Genomic DNA, 14,609 nt, shown 5'->3' with positions numbered 1-14,609 from the left:
ATTTGCAGGAGGCCGCCTTGTCCGACTTGTCGCTGTTCTTTCGTCAGTTTCTGCGCCGCCCGTCCGAAATTCGCGCCATCGCCCCGACCGGGAATGCCACCGCGCGCGAAATGGCGCGGGCAGTGACGCCCGAGATGGCATCCGTGGCCGAGATCGGTGCCGGCACCGGCACCATCACCCGGGCTATCCTGGGCCGCGGCCTGCCGCCCGAACGGCTGGAACTTTACGAACTGAACGCCGCCTTCTGCGCCCGCCTGCGCGAGCGTTTTCCCGCTGTCACCGTCCATAACCTGCCGGCGCAGGAGATGGTCAATGTCGGGCGCGGTCCCTTCGATGCGGTCGTCTCGGGCGTGCCGACGCTGCCGATGCCGGATGAATTGCAGGCCTCGATCGTCGGCGCGGCGCTGCAGATGATGAAGCCGGGCGCGCCCTTCGTGCAGATCACCTATGGGCCGGTCGCGCCGCTCTCGGAAGCCGTGCGCAAGCGCTTTGGCCTCAGCCACATGAAAAGCCCGCGCATCTGGTCGAACCTGCCGCCGGCGCGGGTCTATATTTTCCGGCAAAGCCGCGCCTGGTGTCAGGACTGATCTGCCGGAGGCCCGGCGTTTGCGCTAACTGCATGCATTCGCATGCGAATTGCGAATCCCCCGCGTGGCGGCTACAACCGCCACAAAACCGTGAGGGATATCCGACATGACCAAGACCCGCACCGAGACCGACAGCTTCGGCCCGCTCGAGGTTCCCGCCGACAAGTATTGGGGCGCGCAGACCCAGCGTTCGATCATGAATTTCCCCATCGGCTGGGAACGCCAGCCGGTGCCGATCATCCGCGCGCTTGGCGTGATCAAGCAGGCCGCGGCCGAGGTGAACATGGCCAGCGGCAAGCTGGACCCGGCGATCGGCAAGGCGATGGTGCAGGCGGCAGGCGAGGTCGTCGCCGGCAAGTTCGACGACAATTTCCCGCTGGTGGTCTGGCAGACCGGCTCGGGCACGCAGTCGAACATGAACGCCAATGAGGTGGTCTCGAACCGTGCCATCGAGATTCTGGGCGGCGAGATGGGGTCCAAGAAACCCGTCCATCCCAATGACCATGTGAACATGGGCCAGTCCTCGAACGACACCTTCCCGACCGCCATGCATGTGGCCATTGCCATGCATGCCCGCGACGTGCTGCTGCCGGGTCTGGAAAAGCTGCACAGGGCGCTGGATGCCAAGGCGCAGGAGTTCAAGGACATCATCAAGATCGGCCGCACCCATACGCAGGATGCGACGCCGCTGACGCTGGGCCAGGAATTCGGCGGCTATGCCCATCAGGTCGCCAAGGGGATCGAGCGGGTCAGGCAGTCGCTGGGCGATATCTATGAACTGGCGCAGGGCGGCACCGCAGTCGGCACCGGGCTGAACACGAAAAAGGGTTGGGACACCGCGATCGCGGCCAAGATCGCCGAGATCACCGATCTGCCCTTTGTCACCGCGCCGAACAAGTTCGAGGCGCTGGCGGCGCATGATGCGATGGTCATGTTCTCGGGGGCGCTGAAAACCGTGGCGGCCTCGCTGTTCAAGATCGCCAATGACATGCGGCTTCTGGGCTCGGGCCCGCGTTCGGGTCTGGGCGAGCTGATCCTGCCCGAAAACGAGCCGGGCAGTTCCATCATGCCGGGCAAGGTGAACCCCACCCAGGCCGAGGCCCTGACCATGGTCTGCGCCCATGTCATGGGCAATGACGCGGCGGTCGGCTTCGCCGGTAGCCAGGGCCATTTCGAGTTGAACGTCTATAACCCGATGATGTCCTATAACGTGCTGCAAAGCATGCAGTTGCTGGGCGATGCGGCGGGGTCCTTCACCGACAATATGGTCACCGGCACGCAGGCCAATGTCGAGCGGATCGACCGGCTGATGAAGGAATCGCTGATGCTGGTCACCGCGCTGGCGCCGACCATCGGCTATGACAACGCGACCAAGGTCGCCAAGACCGCCCACAAGAACGGCACCACCCTGCGCGAAGAGGCGATTGCCCTTGGCTTCGTCGATGGCGAAACCTTCGACCGGATCGTGCGGCCCGAGCAGATGGTCGGTCCCGAGGACTGATGCGGATGGCCGGGCCGGACACAGGCAAGGTCATCAACCTGCGGGCGGCGCGCAAATCCGCCGCCCGCGATGCCGCCCGACGTCAGGGCGATGCGAATGCGGCGAAATTCGGCCGCAGCAAGGCCGGGAAGCGCGCCGAAAAGGATGCCGCCGCGCGGGCCGCCCGGCATCTGGACGGCCATCGGCGCGAAACCGGCGGGGACGACTCGGATGCCTGACATCCCGCCCATGGCCGCCCCGGTCAAGCGGTCGGTGACCATTGGCGGGCATCGCACCTCGGTCAGTCTTGAGGATGCCTTCTGGCGCGAGCTGAAAGAGATGGCGCGGCGGCGCGACACCACCCTTTCGTCGCTGGTGGCGCGGGTCGACAGCCGCCGTCCCGCCGATGTCGGGCTGGCCACCGCGCTGCGGCTTTACGTGCTGGCGGAATTGCGCCAAATGCTTGCAGCACGGGACGCGGCTGACTAAAAGCGCCGGCAGATATCTTGAAGGATCTGGAAGGAAGCATGGCAGGCCATTCCAAATGGGCGAATATCCAGCACCGGAAGGGACGGCAGGACGCGATCCGCTCGAAGCTGTTCTCGAAGCTGGCCAAGGAAATCACCGTCGCCGCGAAGATGGGCGACCCCGACCCCGACAAGAACCCGCGGCTGCGGCTGGCGGTCAAGGAAGCAAAGTCGAATTCGGTCCCCAAGGACGTGATTGACCGCGCGATCAAGAAGGCGATCGGCGGCGACGCCGAGAATTACGACGAGATCCGCTATGAGGGCTACGGCCCCAACGGCATCGCGATCATGGTCGAGGCGATGACCGACAACCGCAACCGCACCGCCTCGAACGTGCGCAGCTATTTCACCAAGAACGGCGGCGATCTGGGGCAGATCGGCAGCGTCGCCTTCATGTTCGACCGCGTCGGCGAGATCATGTATCCCGCCAGCGCGGGCGATGCCGATACGGTGATGCTGGCCGCCCTCGAGGCCGGCGCGGAGGATGTGCAATCCGATGAGGAGGGGCACTGGATCTATACCTCGGACACGGATCTGAACGAGGTCTCGACCGCGCTGGAAGCCTCGCTGGGCGAATCCGAGACCGCCAAGCTGATCTGGAAACCGCAGGCGCCGACCGAGATCGACGATCTGGAGACAGCGCAGAAGCTGATGAAGCTGATCGAGACGCTGGAGGACGATGACGACGTCCAGAACGTGACCGGCAATTTCGACCTGTCCGAGGACGTGGCCGCCCAGCTGTGAGGGCAGGAGCCTCCGGCGGGGATATTTGACTGAAGAAGAAATCAGGGTCGCAGCTCGGCTGCGGCCCTTTTTCTGATCGCGGCGGTGAGCGGGGCGAGCGCCGGGGCCATGGCGCGCTGGACATGCCAGTAAAGCGGCACGTCCAGCGCGCGGTCGGCGATCAACGGGCGCAGGCGGCCGGCGTCACGGGCCCGTTGCGACATGCTGTCGGGGACCATGCCCCAGCCCAGACCCAGTTCGACCGCGCGGGCAAAGGGTTCGGAGGCCGGGACCATGTGTCCGGTCAGGTGCAGGCGCCGGCCCGTGACCTGCTGCGCCCAGCGGGATTGCAGCGCGTCCCGGACGTTGAAGGTGATGGCGGGGGCGGCCTTCAGCGCCGTCTCGGTCACGCCGTGGGTAAAGTGGCGGGCGATGAATTCGGGCGTGGCGAGCGCCTGATAGCGCATGGCGCCCAGCGGGGTCGCGTCGCAGCCGGGGACCGGGTCCGCATCCGAACTGATCGCGGCTGAGACCTGTCCCTGGCGCAGCCAGTCGCGGGCATGGTCCTGATCGTCGATCACCAGGTCGAAATGCACCGGCAGGGCGGTCATCACCGGCGGAAACCATGTCGCGAGACTGTCGGCATTGACCGCCAGCCGCAGCGATGCCGGGCCGGTTTCGGGGTTCAATCCGCTGCCGAGGCTTTGTTCAAGCAGCCGGACCTGATCGAGATGCTGGACCAGCCGCAGCCCGGTCCCGGTGCCGGTGGCGGGTGGGCCGCGATGGATCAGCACCTGACCCAGCCGTTCCTCGAGCCCCTTGATGCGTTGCGATATCGCCGAGGGAGTCACGCCCAGGGCGGCGGCTGCCGCCTCGAAGGAGCCACGGCGGACGATCTCGGACAGGGCGGCGAGGGCGGCGTAGTCGAGCATTAGTAGAACTTAACTGAAGTTATTATTATGAATTTGTCTTAATATCCTTGTGCTGGCAAGAGCGGACGGGAAAGGAGCCCGTCATGAATGCCTATATTGCCGGTCTGGCCACCAGCCTGTCGCTGATCGTCGTCATCGGGGCGCAGAACGCCTTTGTGTTGAAGCAGGGTCTGTTGCGGCAGCATGTTTTCGCGGCCTGTGCCTTTTGCGCGCTGTCGGATGCGGTGCTGATTGCCGCCGGGGTTTTGGGGGCTGGTGCGCTGGCCGCGCGTGCGCCCTGGTTTCTGGAGGCGATGCGTTGGGGCGGGGCGGCGTTCCTGCTGGTCTATGGCGCACGGGCCTTTCGCGCCGCCTGGCGGGGCGGCGAGGCGCTGCGGGCCGGGCAGGGCGCGGCCGGGCTGGGCGCGACGCTGACGGTGCTGGCGGCGCTGACCTGGCTGAATCCGCATGTCTGGCTGGATACGGTGGTGCTGCTTGGCTCGATCTCGGCCGGGTGGGAGGACAGGCGGGGCTTCGCCATCGGCGCGGTTTCCGGCTCGATCCTGTTCTTCTTTGCGCTTGGTTATGGCGCGCGGCTGCTGGCGCCGCTCTTTGCGCGGCCAAGGGCGTGGCAGGTTCTGGATGCGCTGGTCGGGCTGGTCATGTGGGCGATCGCCCTGGGGCTGATCCTGAAGGGCTGACCCTTGCGCCCGTCACCGGGGCGGGGCATGGCTGGGCGATGAGCCTTTCGATTTCCCCCGCCGAGCGCCCGCGCAGCGACCTGAGCGGCATCCTGTGGATGCTGGCGGCGGGGCTGTGCTTTGTCGCGGTGAACGGCACTGTGCGCTGGCTGGGTCAGGCGCTGCCCGCGGCCGAGGGGGCATTCATCCGCTTCGTGTTCGGGCTGATCTTTCTGATGCCGGCCCTGCTGCCTGCCCTGAGACGGGGCTTTGCGCCGCGCATCTGGCGGCTGTTCGCGCTGCGCGGCGGGCTGCATGTGCTGGCGGTCACGCTGTGGTTCTATGCCATGGCCCGGATCACCGTGGCCGAGGTCACCGCCATCGGTTTTCTCAACCCCATCGTCGTCACCATCGGCGCCGCGCTGCTGATGGGCGAGCGTATCTCGTGGCGGCGGGCGCTGGCCGTCGCGGTGGCGCTGATCGGCGCGATGATCGTGCTGCGGCCCGGTATCCGCGTGCTGGGCGTGGGGCATCTGGCACAGCTTGGCGCGGCACTGACCTTTGGAACCTCGTATCTGGTGGCCAAGCGCCTGTCCGAGCAGGTGCCGGCGGCGACGGTGGTGGCGATGATGTCGCTGACGGTCTGTATCGGGCTGGCGCCGCTGGCGCTGGCGGTCTGGGTGCCGCCGACGCTGGTGCAATGCGCGGTGCTGGCCGGCACGGCGCTGTTCGCGACGGCGGGGCATTACGCGATGACGCGGGCCTTTGCCGCGGCGCCGATGACCGTCACACAGCCGGTCACGCTGTTGCAATTGCTTTGGGCGGCACTTCTGGGGGCGCTGGCATTCAGCGAGCCGGTCGATATCTGGGTGCTGATCGGCGGCGCCGTGATGATCGGTGCGATCAGCTATATCACCTGGCGCGAATCCGGGCTGCGGCGCCCCGCGATCACGCCGCCGCCCGGAGCGACGCGGGAAGGCTGAGCGCACCGCGCCCGGTCGCATCGCCGCGTTCCCCGACGCGGGGCCGGGGAACGCGGTTCCGGGGGTTCGCGGCGGCGGTCACATCTCGCGCGCGCCGCCGCCCGCGGGCGCGGCGATCAGCCGTGACATGATGCCCCGGCGGCTGACGCGTCCGCCGCCTGTCAGGGGCAGCATCTCGATGTCGCTTTCGGTCATCATGCGGATGATGTCGCGCACCGGCGTCTCGCGGTCGATCGGGGTGCCGCTTGCCTCGCCCGGCTCTGCCATGTCCTCGGCCGTGAGCACGCCCAAGGGGTTCATGTGGGCCACGAAATCCTCGACATAGGCATTGGCGGGATCGGCGATGATCTCGCGCGCGGTGCCGATCTGGACGATGCGGCCGCCCTCCATCAGCGCGATGCGGTTGCCGATGCGAAAGGCCTCGTCGAGGTCGTGGCTGACGAAGATGATGGTGCGGCGCGTCTGCGCCTGCAGTTCCAGAAGCTCGTCCTGCAGCCGGTTGCGGATCAGCGGATCCAGGGCCGAGAAGGGCTCGTCCATCAGCAGGATCGGCGCTTCGGTCGCAAAGGCGCGGGCCAGGCCCACGCGCTGCTGCATGCCGCCCGACAGTTCGCCGACCTTGCGCCCGGCCCATTCGGTCAGGCCGACGGTGGCCAGTTGCGCATCGACCCGCGCCAGCCGCTCGGCCTTGGGCAGGCCCGCGAGTTCCAGCCCGAGGCCGACATTCTCGCGCACCGTGCGCCAGGGCAGCAGCCCGAATTGCTGGAACACCATGGCGACGCGCTCGCGGCGCAGGCGGCGCAACTCGGCATTGCTTGCCTGCGTGACCGAGGCCATGCCGTCGCCGTCCCAGATCCGCACCTCGCCCCGGCAGACATGGTTGAGCCCGTTCACCGCCCGCAGCAGCGTCGACTTGCCCGAGCCGGAAAGACCCATCAGCACCAGGATCTCGCCCTCGCGGACGGTCAGGCTGCAATCGTGGACGCCAAGCACCTGCCCGGTTTCGGCCTTGATCGGGCCGCGCTCAAGCCCCTGATCCATCAGCGGCAGGGCGGATAGCGGATCGTCGCCGAAGACGATGTTCACCTGATCGAATTCGACCGCGTTATGCTCAGTCATCGCGCCCCCTTACCCGCATCATCCGGTCCAGCATGATCGCGACCACCACGATGATGAATCCACTTTCGAAACCAAGCGCGGTGTTCACGCTGTTCAGTGCCCGCACCACCGGCACGCCCAGGCCCGAGGCCCCGACCAGCGCCGCGATGACGACCATCGAGAGCGACAGCATGATGGTCTGGTTCAGCCCCGCCATGATCTGCGGCAGGGCGCTTGGCAATTCGACCTTCCACAGCAGCTGGCGCGGTGTGGCGCCGAAGGCGGTGGCGGCCTCGACCAGGGCCTGCGGGGTCGAACTGATGCCCAGATGCGTCAGCCGGATCGGCGCCGGCAGCACGAAGATCACCGTGGCGATCAGGCCCGGCACCATGCCGATGCCGAAAAACACGATGGCCGGGATCAGATAGACAAAGGTCGGCAGCGTCTGCATCAGGTCCAGCACCGGGCGCATCCAGGCGTAAAGTCGCGGCCGGTGCGCGGCGGCGATGCCGATGGGCAGGCCGATCGCCATGCAGACCACGCAGGCCGAGAGTACCAGGGTCAGCGATTGCAGCGTTTCCTCCCAATAGCCCTGATTGAGCACGAAGAGAAAACCGAGCGCGATCAGCAGGCAGGTCTGCCATCTGCGTTGCAGCGCCCAGGTCAGCGCCACCGCGAGGGCGGTGAACACCAGCGGATGCGGATACTCGAGAGCGGCGAGAATGCCGTTGATCAACCCGTCGAGCAGGTTCGAGATCGCGTTGAAGATGAAGGTGGCATTGGCGTTCAGCCAGTCAAAGATCGACTTGGCGGTCTTGCCCACCGGGATCTTGGTTTCGGTCAGTAGCGCGGTCAGTTTCTCCATGCGTCCTTTCTTTCTGCCAGATGCGCGGGAATGCCGGCGGGCCAGGCGGCCGGTCCCGGCGTGCCCGGCGAGGGCGCGGGGCAGGCGGGACACCCGCCCCGGTCATGGCCTATTGCGACAGGGCCTCGTCCAGCGCGGCGGCGGCATCGCCGCCATCGGCGGTGGTGACGCCCTCGATCCACGGTTTGGCCGCGTCGGGATTGGCCTTGAGCCATGCCTTTGCCGCATCCGCCGGGCTTTCATTGTCGTTCAGGATCATGCCCATGATCTCGTTCTCCATGGGCAGGGTGAATTCCAGGTTTTGCAGGAACTTGCCGACATTCGGGCAGGCCTCGACATAGCCGGCGCGGATATTGGTGTCGACGCGGGCGCCACCGAAATCGGGGCCGAAGATATCGTCGCCGCCGGCCAGATAGGTCATCTTGAACTGGCTGTTCATCGGATGCGGCTCCCAGCCCAGGAAAACGATCGGCTCGCCGGCAGAGTCGGCGCGGGCGACCTGCGCCAGCATGCCCTGTTCGCTGCTTTCGGCGATCTCGAACGTGCCCAGTTCGAACTTGTTTTCCGCCACCATTTCCAGCAGCAGGCGGTTGCCGTCATTGCCCGGCTCGATGGCATAGATCTTGCCGTCCAGCGCGTCCTTGTGCTCGGCGATCCGGGCGAAATCGTCGATGCCCAGATCGGCGCCGGCCTGGTTGGTGGCCAGCGTGTACTTGGCACCGGTCAGATTGGTGCGCAGCACCTCGACGGTGCCCGAATCGCGATAGGGCTTGATGTCGTTTTCCTGGCTGGGCATCCAGTTGCCCAGGAACACGTCGATATCCTCTTGCGCCATGCCGGTATAGGTCACCGGCAGGGACAGGATCTTGATCTCGGTCTGATAGCCGAGCGCCTGCAGCACGGTCGTCGCCAGCGCCGTGGTGGCGCTGATATCGGTCCAGCCCACATCCGAAAAGACCACCTGCCGGCAGGCGACCGGCTCCTGCGCCATGGCGCCGCTCGCGGCAAGCGCCGCCGCGAGGCACCCGGCTGCGGTGGCGGTGGCGGTGCGACGTAATGTCATCTTTATCTCCCTGCGTTATTGACCCTTGGTTCAAGGTAAGCTTATATTGACTGATCAGTCAATCAAATAACAGCCGGACGCGACACCGATCGCGCGACGGGTCAGCGAAGCGGTGGCATCATGCCCAAACTGGGTGCCGAACCTATCCGAAAGGCAGCGATAATCAACGCTGTCATCTCGACCGTGGGGCGGGCGGGCACGCTGGACGTGACCGTCGCCCAGATCGCGCGCGCGGCGGGGATGTCGCCGGCGCTGGCGCATCACTATTTCGGCTCGAAAGAGCAGATCTTTCTGGCCGCGATGCGTCACGTCCTGACCCAGTACGGCCGCTCGGCGCGGGCCGCGCTGAAGGGGGCGGGCACGCCGCGGGCGCGTCTGCTGGCCATTATCCATGCCAGTTTCGACGACGTGAACTTTCACCGCGAAACCGTTGCCGCCTGGCTGAACTTCTATGCGCTGGCGCTGGTCGAGCCGCAGGCGGCGCGGCTGCTGCATGTCTATCACCGCCGGTTGCATTCCAATCTGGTCAACGACCTGCGGCCGCTGGTCGGCGCTGAGGCGGATCATGTCGGGCGCACGCTGGGCGCGCTGATCGACGGCCTTTACCTGCGCGCCGCCCTGTCCGACCAGGTGGACGGGGCCGGGGCCGAGGGGCTGATTCTGGATTATCTGAAAAAGGTGCTACCATGAGCCACTCCGCACAGCCGACCGCCAGCCTGTATATCGATGGCGCCTTTGTCGAGGGCGCGGGGGCCGAACTCGCGGTCCACTATCCCTATACCGGCGAGGTCATCGCCAATCTGCGCGAGGCCAGCGCGGAGCAGGTGGCGCAGGCGACCGCCGCCGCCCAGGCCGCCCAGCCCGCCTGGGCCGCCCTGCGCCCGGTGGAGCGTGGCCGGGTGCTGATCGCCGCGGCCCGGATCATCCGCGAGCGTGGCGAGGAACTGGCGCGGCTGGAGACGCTGGATACCGGCAAGCCGATTCAGGAAACGCGGGTCGCTGACTGGCCCTCGGGCGCGGATGCGCTGGAATATTTCGGCGGGCTCGCGCCCACCGTGACCGGACAAAGCATCCCGCTGGGCGGCGATTTCGTCTATACCATCCGCGAGGCCCTGGGGGTCTGCGCGGGGATCGGCACCTGGAACTATCCTAGCCAGATCGCCTGCTGGAAGGCCGCGCCGGCGCTGGCCATGGGCAATGCCATGGTCTTCAAGCCCAGCGAGGAAACGCCGCTCGGCGCGCTGCAACTGGCCGCGATCCTTGCCGAGGCCGGGCTGCCCGCCGGCATCTTCAACGTCGTGCAGGGGCGCGGCGCGGTGGGGGCGGCGCTGGTCACCGATCCGCGCGTGGCCAAGGTCTCGCTGACCGGCTCGGTCGGCACCGGCAAAAGGGTCTATGCCGCCGCCGCCGCCGATATGCGCCATGTCACCATGGAACTGGGTGGCAAGTCGCCGCTGATCGTCTTTGACGATGCCAGCCTTGAGGATGCCGTGGGCGCGGCGATTCTGGCGAATTTCTACAGTTCGGGGCAGATCTGTTCCAATGGCACGCGGGTTTTCGTGCAGAACGGGATCCTGCCGCAATTCCTCGACCGGCTGGCCGAGCGCGCGGCCCGGGTCAGGATCGGCGATCCGCTGGACGAGGCCACCCAGCACGGGCCCATTGTCAGCCCGGCCCAGGCCGCCAGGATTCGCGAGGCGATTGCCAAGGGCCAGGCCGAGGGCGCGCGGCTGATCTGCGGCGGCCCCGGCGAGGGGGCATTCGTGCCGCCCACGGTATTCGCCGATGTCGCGGACGGGATGTGGATCGCGCGCGAGGAGATATTCGGCCCGGTCATGTCGGTTCTGGGTTTCGCGACCGAGGCCGAGGCGATCGCCCGCGCCAATGCCACGCCCTACGGTCTGGCCGCCGGCGTGTTCACCCGCGATCTGGCGCGCGGACACCGTGTCGCGGGCGCCCTGCAGGCGGGAACCGCCTGGATCAACGCCTATAACCTGACGCCGGTCGAGGCGCCCTTTGGCGGCGTCAAGCTGTCCGGGATCGGGCGCGAGAACTCGGCCGCCGCGATCGAGCATTATTCGCAGCTCAAGACCGTCTATGTCGGCATGAGCCCGGTCGAGGCGCCCTATTGAGCGCCGTCATGCCGGTCGCGCGGCCGGCATGGATATTTGTGTGAAGAAGAAAATGCGCGGGCTTTGCGCGAGAGGAGGCTGTCATGGAGGCGGATTATGTTATCGTGGGGGCGGGCTCGGCCGGCTGCGCGCTGGCCTATCGGCTGGTCATGGCCGGCAAGCGCGTCGATGTGATCGAATATGGCGGCACGGATGCCGGCCCCTTCATCCAGATGCCGGCGGCGCTGAGCTATCCGATGAACATGCGTCGCTACGACTGGGGGTTTTCCACCGAGCCGGAGCCGCATCTGGGTGGCCGGCGGCTGGTCACGCCGCGCGGCAAGGTGGTTGGCGGCTCGAGTTCGATCAACGGCATGGTCTTTGTCCGGGGCCATGCGAAGGATTTTGATTTCTGGGCGGAATCCGGCGCGGCGGGCTGGTCCTATGCCGATGTCCTGCCCTATTTCAAGCGCATGGAGACCTCGCATGGCGCGGTGAGCGATTACCGCGGCACCGAGGGGCCGCTGCATGTGACGCGCGGTTCGCGCAAAAATCCGCTGTTCAATGCCTTTATCCGGGCCGGGCGCGAGGCCGGCTATGGCTTTACCGAGGATTACAACGGCGCCCGGCAGGAGGGGTTCGGCGCCATGGAGGCCACCATCTGGGAGGGCCGGCGCTGGTCCGCCGCCAATGCCTATCTGCGCCCGGCGCAGGAGACCGGCCTGCTGCGGCTGCGGCGCGGGCTGGCGCGGCGGGTGATCTTCGAGGCTGGCCGCGCGGTCGGGGTCGAGGTCAGGAACACGCGCGGGATCAATGTCTTTCGCGCGAAACGCGAGGTGATCCTGTCGGCCAGCTCGATCAACACGCCCAAGCTTCTGATGCTGTCGGGGATCGGACCGGCCGGGCATCTGCGCGACCACGGGATCGAGGTGCGGGCGGACCGGCCCGGCGTCGGGGCCAATTTGCAGGACCATCTGGAGGTCTATATGCAATATGCCGCCACCAAGCCGATCACGCTTTACAAGCATTGGAACCTGTGGGGCAAGGGCTCGATCGGGGCGCAATGGCTGGCGACGGGGACCGGGCTGGGGGCCTCGAACCAGTTCGAGAGCTGCGGTTTCATCCGGTCGGCTGCCGGGATCGAATATCCCGATATCCAGTATCATTTCCTGCCGCTGGCGGTGCGCTACGATGGCAAGGCCGCCTCCGAGGGGCATGGTTTCCAGGTTCATGTCGGGCCGATGCGCTCGAAATCGCGCGGCACGATCAGGCTGAAATCGGCCGATCCGCAGGAGGCGCCCGAGATCCGTTTCAACTATATGTCGCATGCCGATGACTGGGCCGAGTTCCGCGCCTGTGTCCGGCTGACGCGCGAGATCTTCGGACAGACTGCCTTCGCCGAATACAAAGGTCACGAGATCCAGCCGGGGGAGGAGGTGGTCAGCGATGCCCAGATCGACGATTTCATTCGAGAACATGCGGAATCGGCCTATCACCCTTGCGGTACGGCGCGGATGGGCGCCGCCACGGATCCGATGGCGGTGGTCGATCCGGAACTGCGCGTGATCGGGGTCGAGGGGCTGCGCGTCGCCGACAGCTCGGTTTTTCCGCGCGTCACCAATGGCAACCTGAACGCGCCCTCGATCATGACCGGCGAGAAGGCCGCCGATCACATTCTGGGTCAGGGCATGCTGGCGCCGCTGAATCTGGGCCCGGAGATCAGCCGCGACTGGCAGACCGAGCAGCGCTCGTCCTAGGCCCGGGCGGCTATTCGCCGCCTTTTCCCAGCAGGTCGGCCAGACCGGAAAAGGGCTTGCGCGTTTCCTCGGCCGGGGGTTCCTCGTGGGCGTCCAGCGCGGCGCCCCTGGCCCTTGGGTAAAGCGGCAGGGCAAGTGCAATCGCCTCGGCCATGATCGCATCGAGGTCGATGAACTGGCCCAGCGGCTCGATGGCATCGTCGGGCATCTCCACCTCCTCGCCCTCGGGTGGCGTGACATGGGGGGAAAAGATGCGCTCGACATCCTCGTGCAGATCGGTGGTGACGGGCGCCAGCGTGACCACGCAGGGCTGGACGACGCGCGCCGACAGCCTGCCCTCGACGCGCCAGGAATCATTGCCGATGGCACGGATCCGGCCCGAGAAATCCAGCCGCGGCAGGTCGCGCAGATCCAGTTCGCCCGCCAGCGCCTGACGTCTGGCGGCATCGGGCGCCAGCGCGAATTCGGTCGGCTGATGCGGGTTCAGATGGGCGACCCGATAGCTGGTCGGTGTGTTTTTCGGTTCGGTCATCGGGGCCTTTCGCGGGCAAATCAGCCCTTGGTCTGGATAATCTTGAGCGCCGGGCGCGAGTTTGCTAAGCCGGTCGGGCGGCGTCAACAGGCGCGATGAGGGACAGAGTGACAATGAAGATTTCCCGGCGGCAGATCGTGGCCCTGGCTTTGGCTGCTCCCCTGGGGCTTGCTGCCTGCACGGCGACCTATCGCAATCACGGCTATGTGCCCCCGGACGAGGAACTGGCGCAGGTCGTGGTCGGCCAGACCTCGCTGGGCGAGCTCGAGGGGCTGATCGGCCGGCCTTCGGCGCAGGGTCTGCTGACCGGCTCGGCATGGTATTATGTCGGCTCGCGCTGGCGCTTCTATGGCCCGCGCGAACCGCAGGAGATCGACCGCCAGGTGGTGGCGATCAGCTTTGACGAATCCGGCACCGTCGCCAATATCGAGCGCTTCGGGCTGGAGCGCGGCCAGGTCGTCGTCCTGTCGCGCCGCGTCACCGACAGCGGCATCACCAGCATCGGCCTGATCCGCCAGCTCCTGGGCAATGTCGGCCGCGTTCAGGCGGGCGAGCTGCTGAGCGAAACCTGATCGCCGCCCCGCGCGGCAAGGGCGGGGCCGGTTTCAACCGGCCCGGTCCTGGGGCACGAAGCGCAGCGCGACGCCGTTGATGCAGTAGCGCAGACCCGTGGGTGGCGGCCCGTCGGGGAAGACATGGCCCAGATGCGCGTCGCAGCGATGGCAGCGGACCTCGGTGCGGATCATGCCATGGCTGGTGTCGCTGTGTTCGTCGATAGCGCCGCCGGGGCGCGAAAAGCTGGGCCAGCCGCAATGGCTTTCGAATTTCGCATCGCCCTCGAACAATTCTGCGCCGCAGCAGACGCAGGCGTAATGTCCCGGCCCGTTCGGAAAGCCGGGATGCGAGAATGGCCGTTCGGTGCCGGCCTGGCGGGTGACGCGAAAGGTCTCGGGGTCCAGCTCCGCGCGCCATTCCTCGTCGGTTTTTTTGATCCGGTCAGACATCTTGCCTCTTCTTTCCTGTTGCGCCCTTGTTACAAGATAGGGGCAGATAGGATACGAGCAAGGCGGCCGTGTCGATCGCGGCCCGGATCGGTCATTCAGGGGTGCGGTCATGGCCATGACCAAGGGGCGTTATCAGATCGCTATCGCGGCCAGCGACGCTGAGAGCCTGATCGGAAATGAGTTGGGTGATTTCAGCGAGTTATGATTCTGTTTGTTTGTGAGAACGAACGGAGATCATGATGCCCTGGACCGAAATCACCCGGAAACGATACGAGCGCAAAGCGGCTC

General features: G+C 66.5%; 17 protein-coding genes. 11 read left to right on the top strand and 6 right to left on the bottom strand.

From position 1 onward, the window contains the following. Positions 1–17: 17 nt before the first annotated feature. The 5 genes from IT41_RS12920 to IT41_RS12900 all read left to right on the top strand — a co-directional run bounded on the left by IT41_RS12920 (position 18) and on the right by IT41_RS12900 (position 3,338). Positions 18–587, top strand: coding sequence for a class I SAM-dependent methyltransferase (locus IT41_RS12920; RefSeq protein ID WP_074948139.1), 570 nt, complete (start codon positions 18–20; stop codon positions 585–587). 106 nt (positions 588–693) lie between these two features. After that, positions 694–2,088, top strand: coding sequence for a class II fumarate hydratase (fumC, locus tag IT41_RS12915; protein WP_036742038.1), 1,395 nt, complete (start codon positions 694–696; stop codon positions 2,086–2,088). Positions 2,089–2,093: 5 nt separating this feature from the next. After that, positions 2,094–2,306 carry a DUF4169 family protein gene (locus IT41_RS12910; RefSeq protein ID WP_036742180.1) on the top strand — a complete coding sequence of 71 codons (213 nt, stop codon included), beginning with the start codon at positions 2,094–2,096 and terminating at the stop codon, positions 2,304–2,306. After that, positions 2,299–2,556 carry a ribbon-helix-helix domain-containing protein gene (locus IT41_RS12905; RefSeq protein ID WP_081967557.1) on the top strand — a complete coding sequence of 86 codons (258 nt, stop codon included), beginning with the start codon at positions 2,299–2,301 and terminating at the stop codon, positions 2,554–2,556. The genes IT41_RS12910 and IT41_RS12905 overlap by 8 nt, the downstream gene beginning before the upstream one ends. A 38-nt stretch (positions 2,557–2,594) precedes the next feature. After that, positions 2,595–3,338 (top strand): YebC/PmpR family DNA-binding transcriptional regulator, encoded by a 744-nt coding sequence (locus tag IT41_RS12900; protein WP_036742032.1) that lies wholly within the window; start codon positions 2,595–2,597, stop codon positions 3,336–3,338. 41 nt (positions 3,339–3,379) lie between these two features. Here IT41_RS12900 and IT41_RS12895 read toward each other — a convergent pair whose 3' ends face one another. Further along, positions 3,380–4,249 carry a LysR family transcriptional regulator ArgP gene (locus IT41_RS12895; protein WP_036742031.1) on the bottom strand — a complete coding sequence of 290 codons (870 nt, stop codon included), beginning with the start codon at positions 4,247–4,249 and terminating at the stop codon, positions 3,380–3,382. Positions 4,250–4,332: 83 nt separating this feature from the next. Between IT41_RS12895 and IT41_RS12890 the strand changes: the two genes are divergently transcribed. Together IT41_RS12890 and IT41_RS12885 are read left to right on the top strand one after the other, a co-directional pair. Continuing rightward, on the top strand, positions 4,333–4,929 hold the full coding sequence (locus IT41_RS12890) for a LysE/ArgO family amino acid transporter (RefSeq protein ID WP_036742030.1): 597 nt from the start codon (positions 4,333–4,335) through the stop codon (positions 4,927–4,929). A gap of 38 nt (positions 4,930–4,967) precedes the next feature. Continuing rightward, positions 4,968–5,891: a DMT family transporter gene (locus IT41_RS12885; protein WP_231564745.1), complete on the top strand. Its 924-nt coding sequence runs from the start codon at positions 4,968–4,970 to the stop codon at positions 5,889–5,891. Between the two features lie 78 nt (positions 5,892–5,969). On the opposite strand, the gene choV is transcribed toward IT41_RS12885, so the two are convergent. The 3 genes from choV to choX form a co-directional block, all read right to left on the bottom strand. Next, positions 5,970–7,010, bottom strand: coding sequence for a choline ABC transporter ATP-binding protein (gene choV / locus IT41_RS12880; protein WP_036742028.1), 1,041 nt, complete (start codon positions 7,008–7,010; stop codon positions 5,970–5,972). Continuing rightward, on the bottom strand, positions 7,003–7,854 hold the full coding sequence (choW, locus tag IT41_RS12875) for a choline ABC transporter permease subunit (protein ID WP_036742026.1): 852 nt from the start codon (positions 7,852–7,854) through the stop codon (positions 7,003–7,005). Before choW ends, choV begins: the two co-directional genes overlap by 8 nt. Before the next feature lie 109 nt (positions 7,855–7,963). Beyond that, positions 7,964–8,917, bottom strand: coding sequence for a choline ABC transporter substrate-binding protein (choX, locus tag IT41_RS12870; protein ID WP_036742023.1), 954 nt, complete (start codon positions 8,915–8,917; stop codon positions 7,964–7,966). 120 nt (positions 8,918–9,037) lie between these two features. On the opposite strand from choX, the gene betI reads away from it, so the two are divergent. From betI to betA, 3 genes are all read left to right on the top strand, one after another. Continuing rightward, the gene (betI, locus tag IT41_RS12865; protein ID WP_036742021.1) at positions 9,038–9,607 is read left to right on the top strand and encodes a choline-binding transcriptional repressor BetI; all 570 of its coding nucleotides are present in this window, start codon (positions 9,038–9,040) and stop codon (positions 9,605–9,607) included. Further along, the gene (gene betB / locus IT41_RS12860; protein WP_036742019.1) at positions 9,604–11,049 is read left to right on the top strand and encodes a betaine-aldehyde dehydrogenase; all 1,446 of its coding nucleotides are present in this window, start codon (positions 9,604–9,606) and stop codon (positions 11,047–11,049) included. The genes betI and betB overlap by 4 nt, the downstream gene beginning before the upstream one ends. 83 nt (positions 11,050–11,132) lie before the next feature. Beyond that, entirely contained in the window at positions 11,133–12,785 is a 1,653-nt protein-coding gene (gene betA / locus IT41_RS12855; protein WP_036742017.1) for a choline dehydrogenase, read from the top strand. A 10-nt stretch (positions 12,786–12,795) separates the two neighbouring features. On the opposite strand, the gene IT41_RS12850 is transcribed toward betA, so the two are convergent. Then, complete coding sequence (locus tag IT41_RS12850; protein ID WP_036742015.1) at positions 12,796–13,317, bottom strand: YceD family protein; 522 nt, start codon at positions 13,315–13,317, stop codon at positions 12,796–12,798. A 113-nt stretch (positions 13,318–13,430) separates the two neighbouring features. Between IT41_RS12850 and IT41_RS12845 the strand changes: the two genes are divergently transcribed. Further along, positions 13,431–13,889, top strand: coding sequence for an outer membrane protein assembly factor BamE (locus IT41_RS12845; RefSeq protein WP_052081518.1), 459 nt, complete (start codon positions 13,431–13,433; stop codon positions 13,887–13,889). 33 nt (positions 13,890–13,922) lie between these two features. Here the strand turns inward: IT41_RS12845 and msrB are convergent, their stop codons facing one another. Continuing rightward, positions 13,923–14,321, bottom strand: a complete 399-nt coding sequence (msrB, locus tag IT41_RS12840) for a peptide-methionine (R)-S-oxide reductase MsrB (protein WP_036742012.1) — start codon at positions 14,319–14,321, stop codon at positions 13,923–13,925. Between the last annotated feature and the right edge of the window lie 288 nt (positions 14,322–14,609).

Source organism: Paracoccus halophilus (genome assembly GCF_000763905.1).
Lineage (GTDB): Bacteria > Pseudomonadota > Alphaproteobacteria > Rhodobacterales > Rhodobacteraceae > Paracoccus > Paracoccus halophilus.
The sequence above is the reverse complement of the archived record's forward strand: the minus strand, read 5'-3'. Positions and strand labels throughout refer to the sequence as shown.

Excerpts from the sequence above, each read along its gene's own strand:
- fumC (WP_036742038.1), top strand. The coding sequence starts at position 694 with ATGACCAAGACCCGCACCGAGACCGACAGCTTCGGCCCGCTCGAGGTT.
- IT41_RS12910 (WP_036742180.1), top strand. The coding sequence starts at position 2,094 with ATGGCCGGGCCGGACACAGGCAAGGTCATCAACCTGCGGGCGGCGCGC.
- IT41_RS12905 (WP_081967557.1), top strand. The coding sequence starts at position 2,299 with ATGCCTGACATCCCGCCCATGGCCGCCCCGGTCAAGCGGTCGGTGACC.
- IT41_RS12900 (WP_036742032.1), top strand. The coding sequence starts at position 2,595 with ATGGCAGGCCATTCCAAATGGGCGAATATCCAGCACCGGAAGGGACGG.
- IT41_RS12895 (WP_036742031.1), bottom strand. The coding sequence starts at position 4,249 with ATGCTCGACTACGCCGCCCTCGCCGCCCTGTCCGAGATCGTCCGCCGT.
- IT41_RS12890 (WP_036742030.1), top strand. The coding sequence starts at position 4,333 with ATGAATGCCTATATTGCCGGTCTGGCCACCAGCCTGTCGCTGATCGTC.
- IT41_RS12885 (WP_231564745.1), top strand. The coding sequence starts at position 4,968 with ATGAGCCTTTCGATTTCCCCCGCCGAGCGCCCGCGCAGCGACCTGAGC.
- choV (WP_036742028.1), bottom strand. The coding sequence starts at position 7,010 with ATGACTGAGCATAACGCGGTCGAATTCGATCAGGTGAACATCGTCTTC.
- choW (WP_036742026.1), bottom strand. The coding sequence starts at position 7,854 with ATGGAGAAACTGACCGCGCTACTGACCGAAACCAAGATCCCGGTGGGC.
- choX (WP_036742023.1), bottom strand. The coding sequence starts at position 8,917 with ATGACATTACGTCGCACCGCCACCGCCACCGCAGCCGGGTGCCTCGCG.
- betI (WP_036742021.1), top strand. The coding sequence starts at position 9,038 with ATGCCCAAACTGGGTGCCGAACCTATCCGAAAGGCAGCGATAATCAAC.
- betB (WP_036742019.1), top strand. The coding sequence starts at position 9,604 with ATGAGCCACTCCGCACAGCCGACCGCCAGCCTGTATATCGATGGCGCC.
- betA (WP_036742017.1), top strand. The coding sequence starts at position 11,133 with ATGGAGGCGGATTATGTTATCGTGGGGGCGGGCTCGGCCGGCTGCGCG.
- IT41_RS12850 (WP_036742015.1), bottom strand. The coding sequence starts at position 13,317 with ATGACCGAACCGAAAAACACACCGACCAGCTATCGGGTCGCCCATCTG.
- IT41_RS12845 (WP_052081518.1), top strand. The coding sequence starts at position 13,431 with ATGAAGATTTCCCGGCGGCAGATCGTGGCCCTGGCTTTGGCTGCTCCC.
- msrB (WP_036742012.1), bottom strand. The coding sequence starts at position 14,321 with ATGTCTGACCGGATCAAAAAAACCGACGAGGAATGGCGCGCGGAGCTG.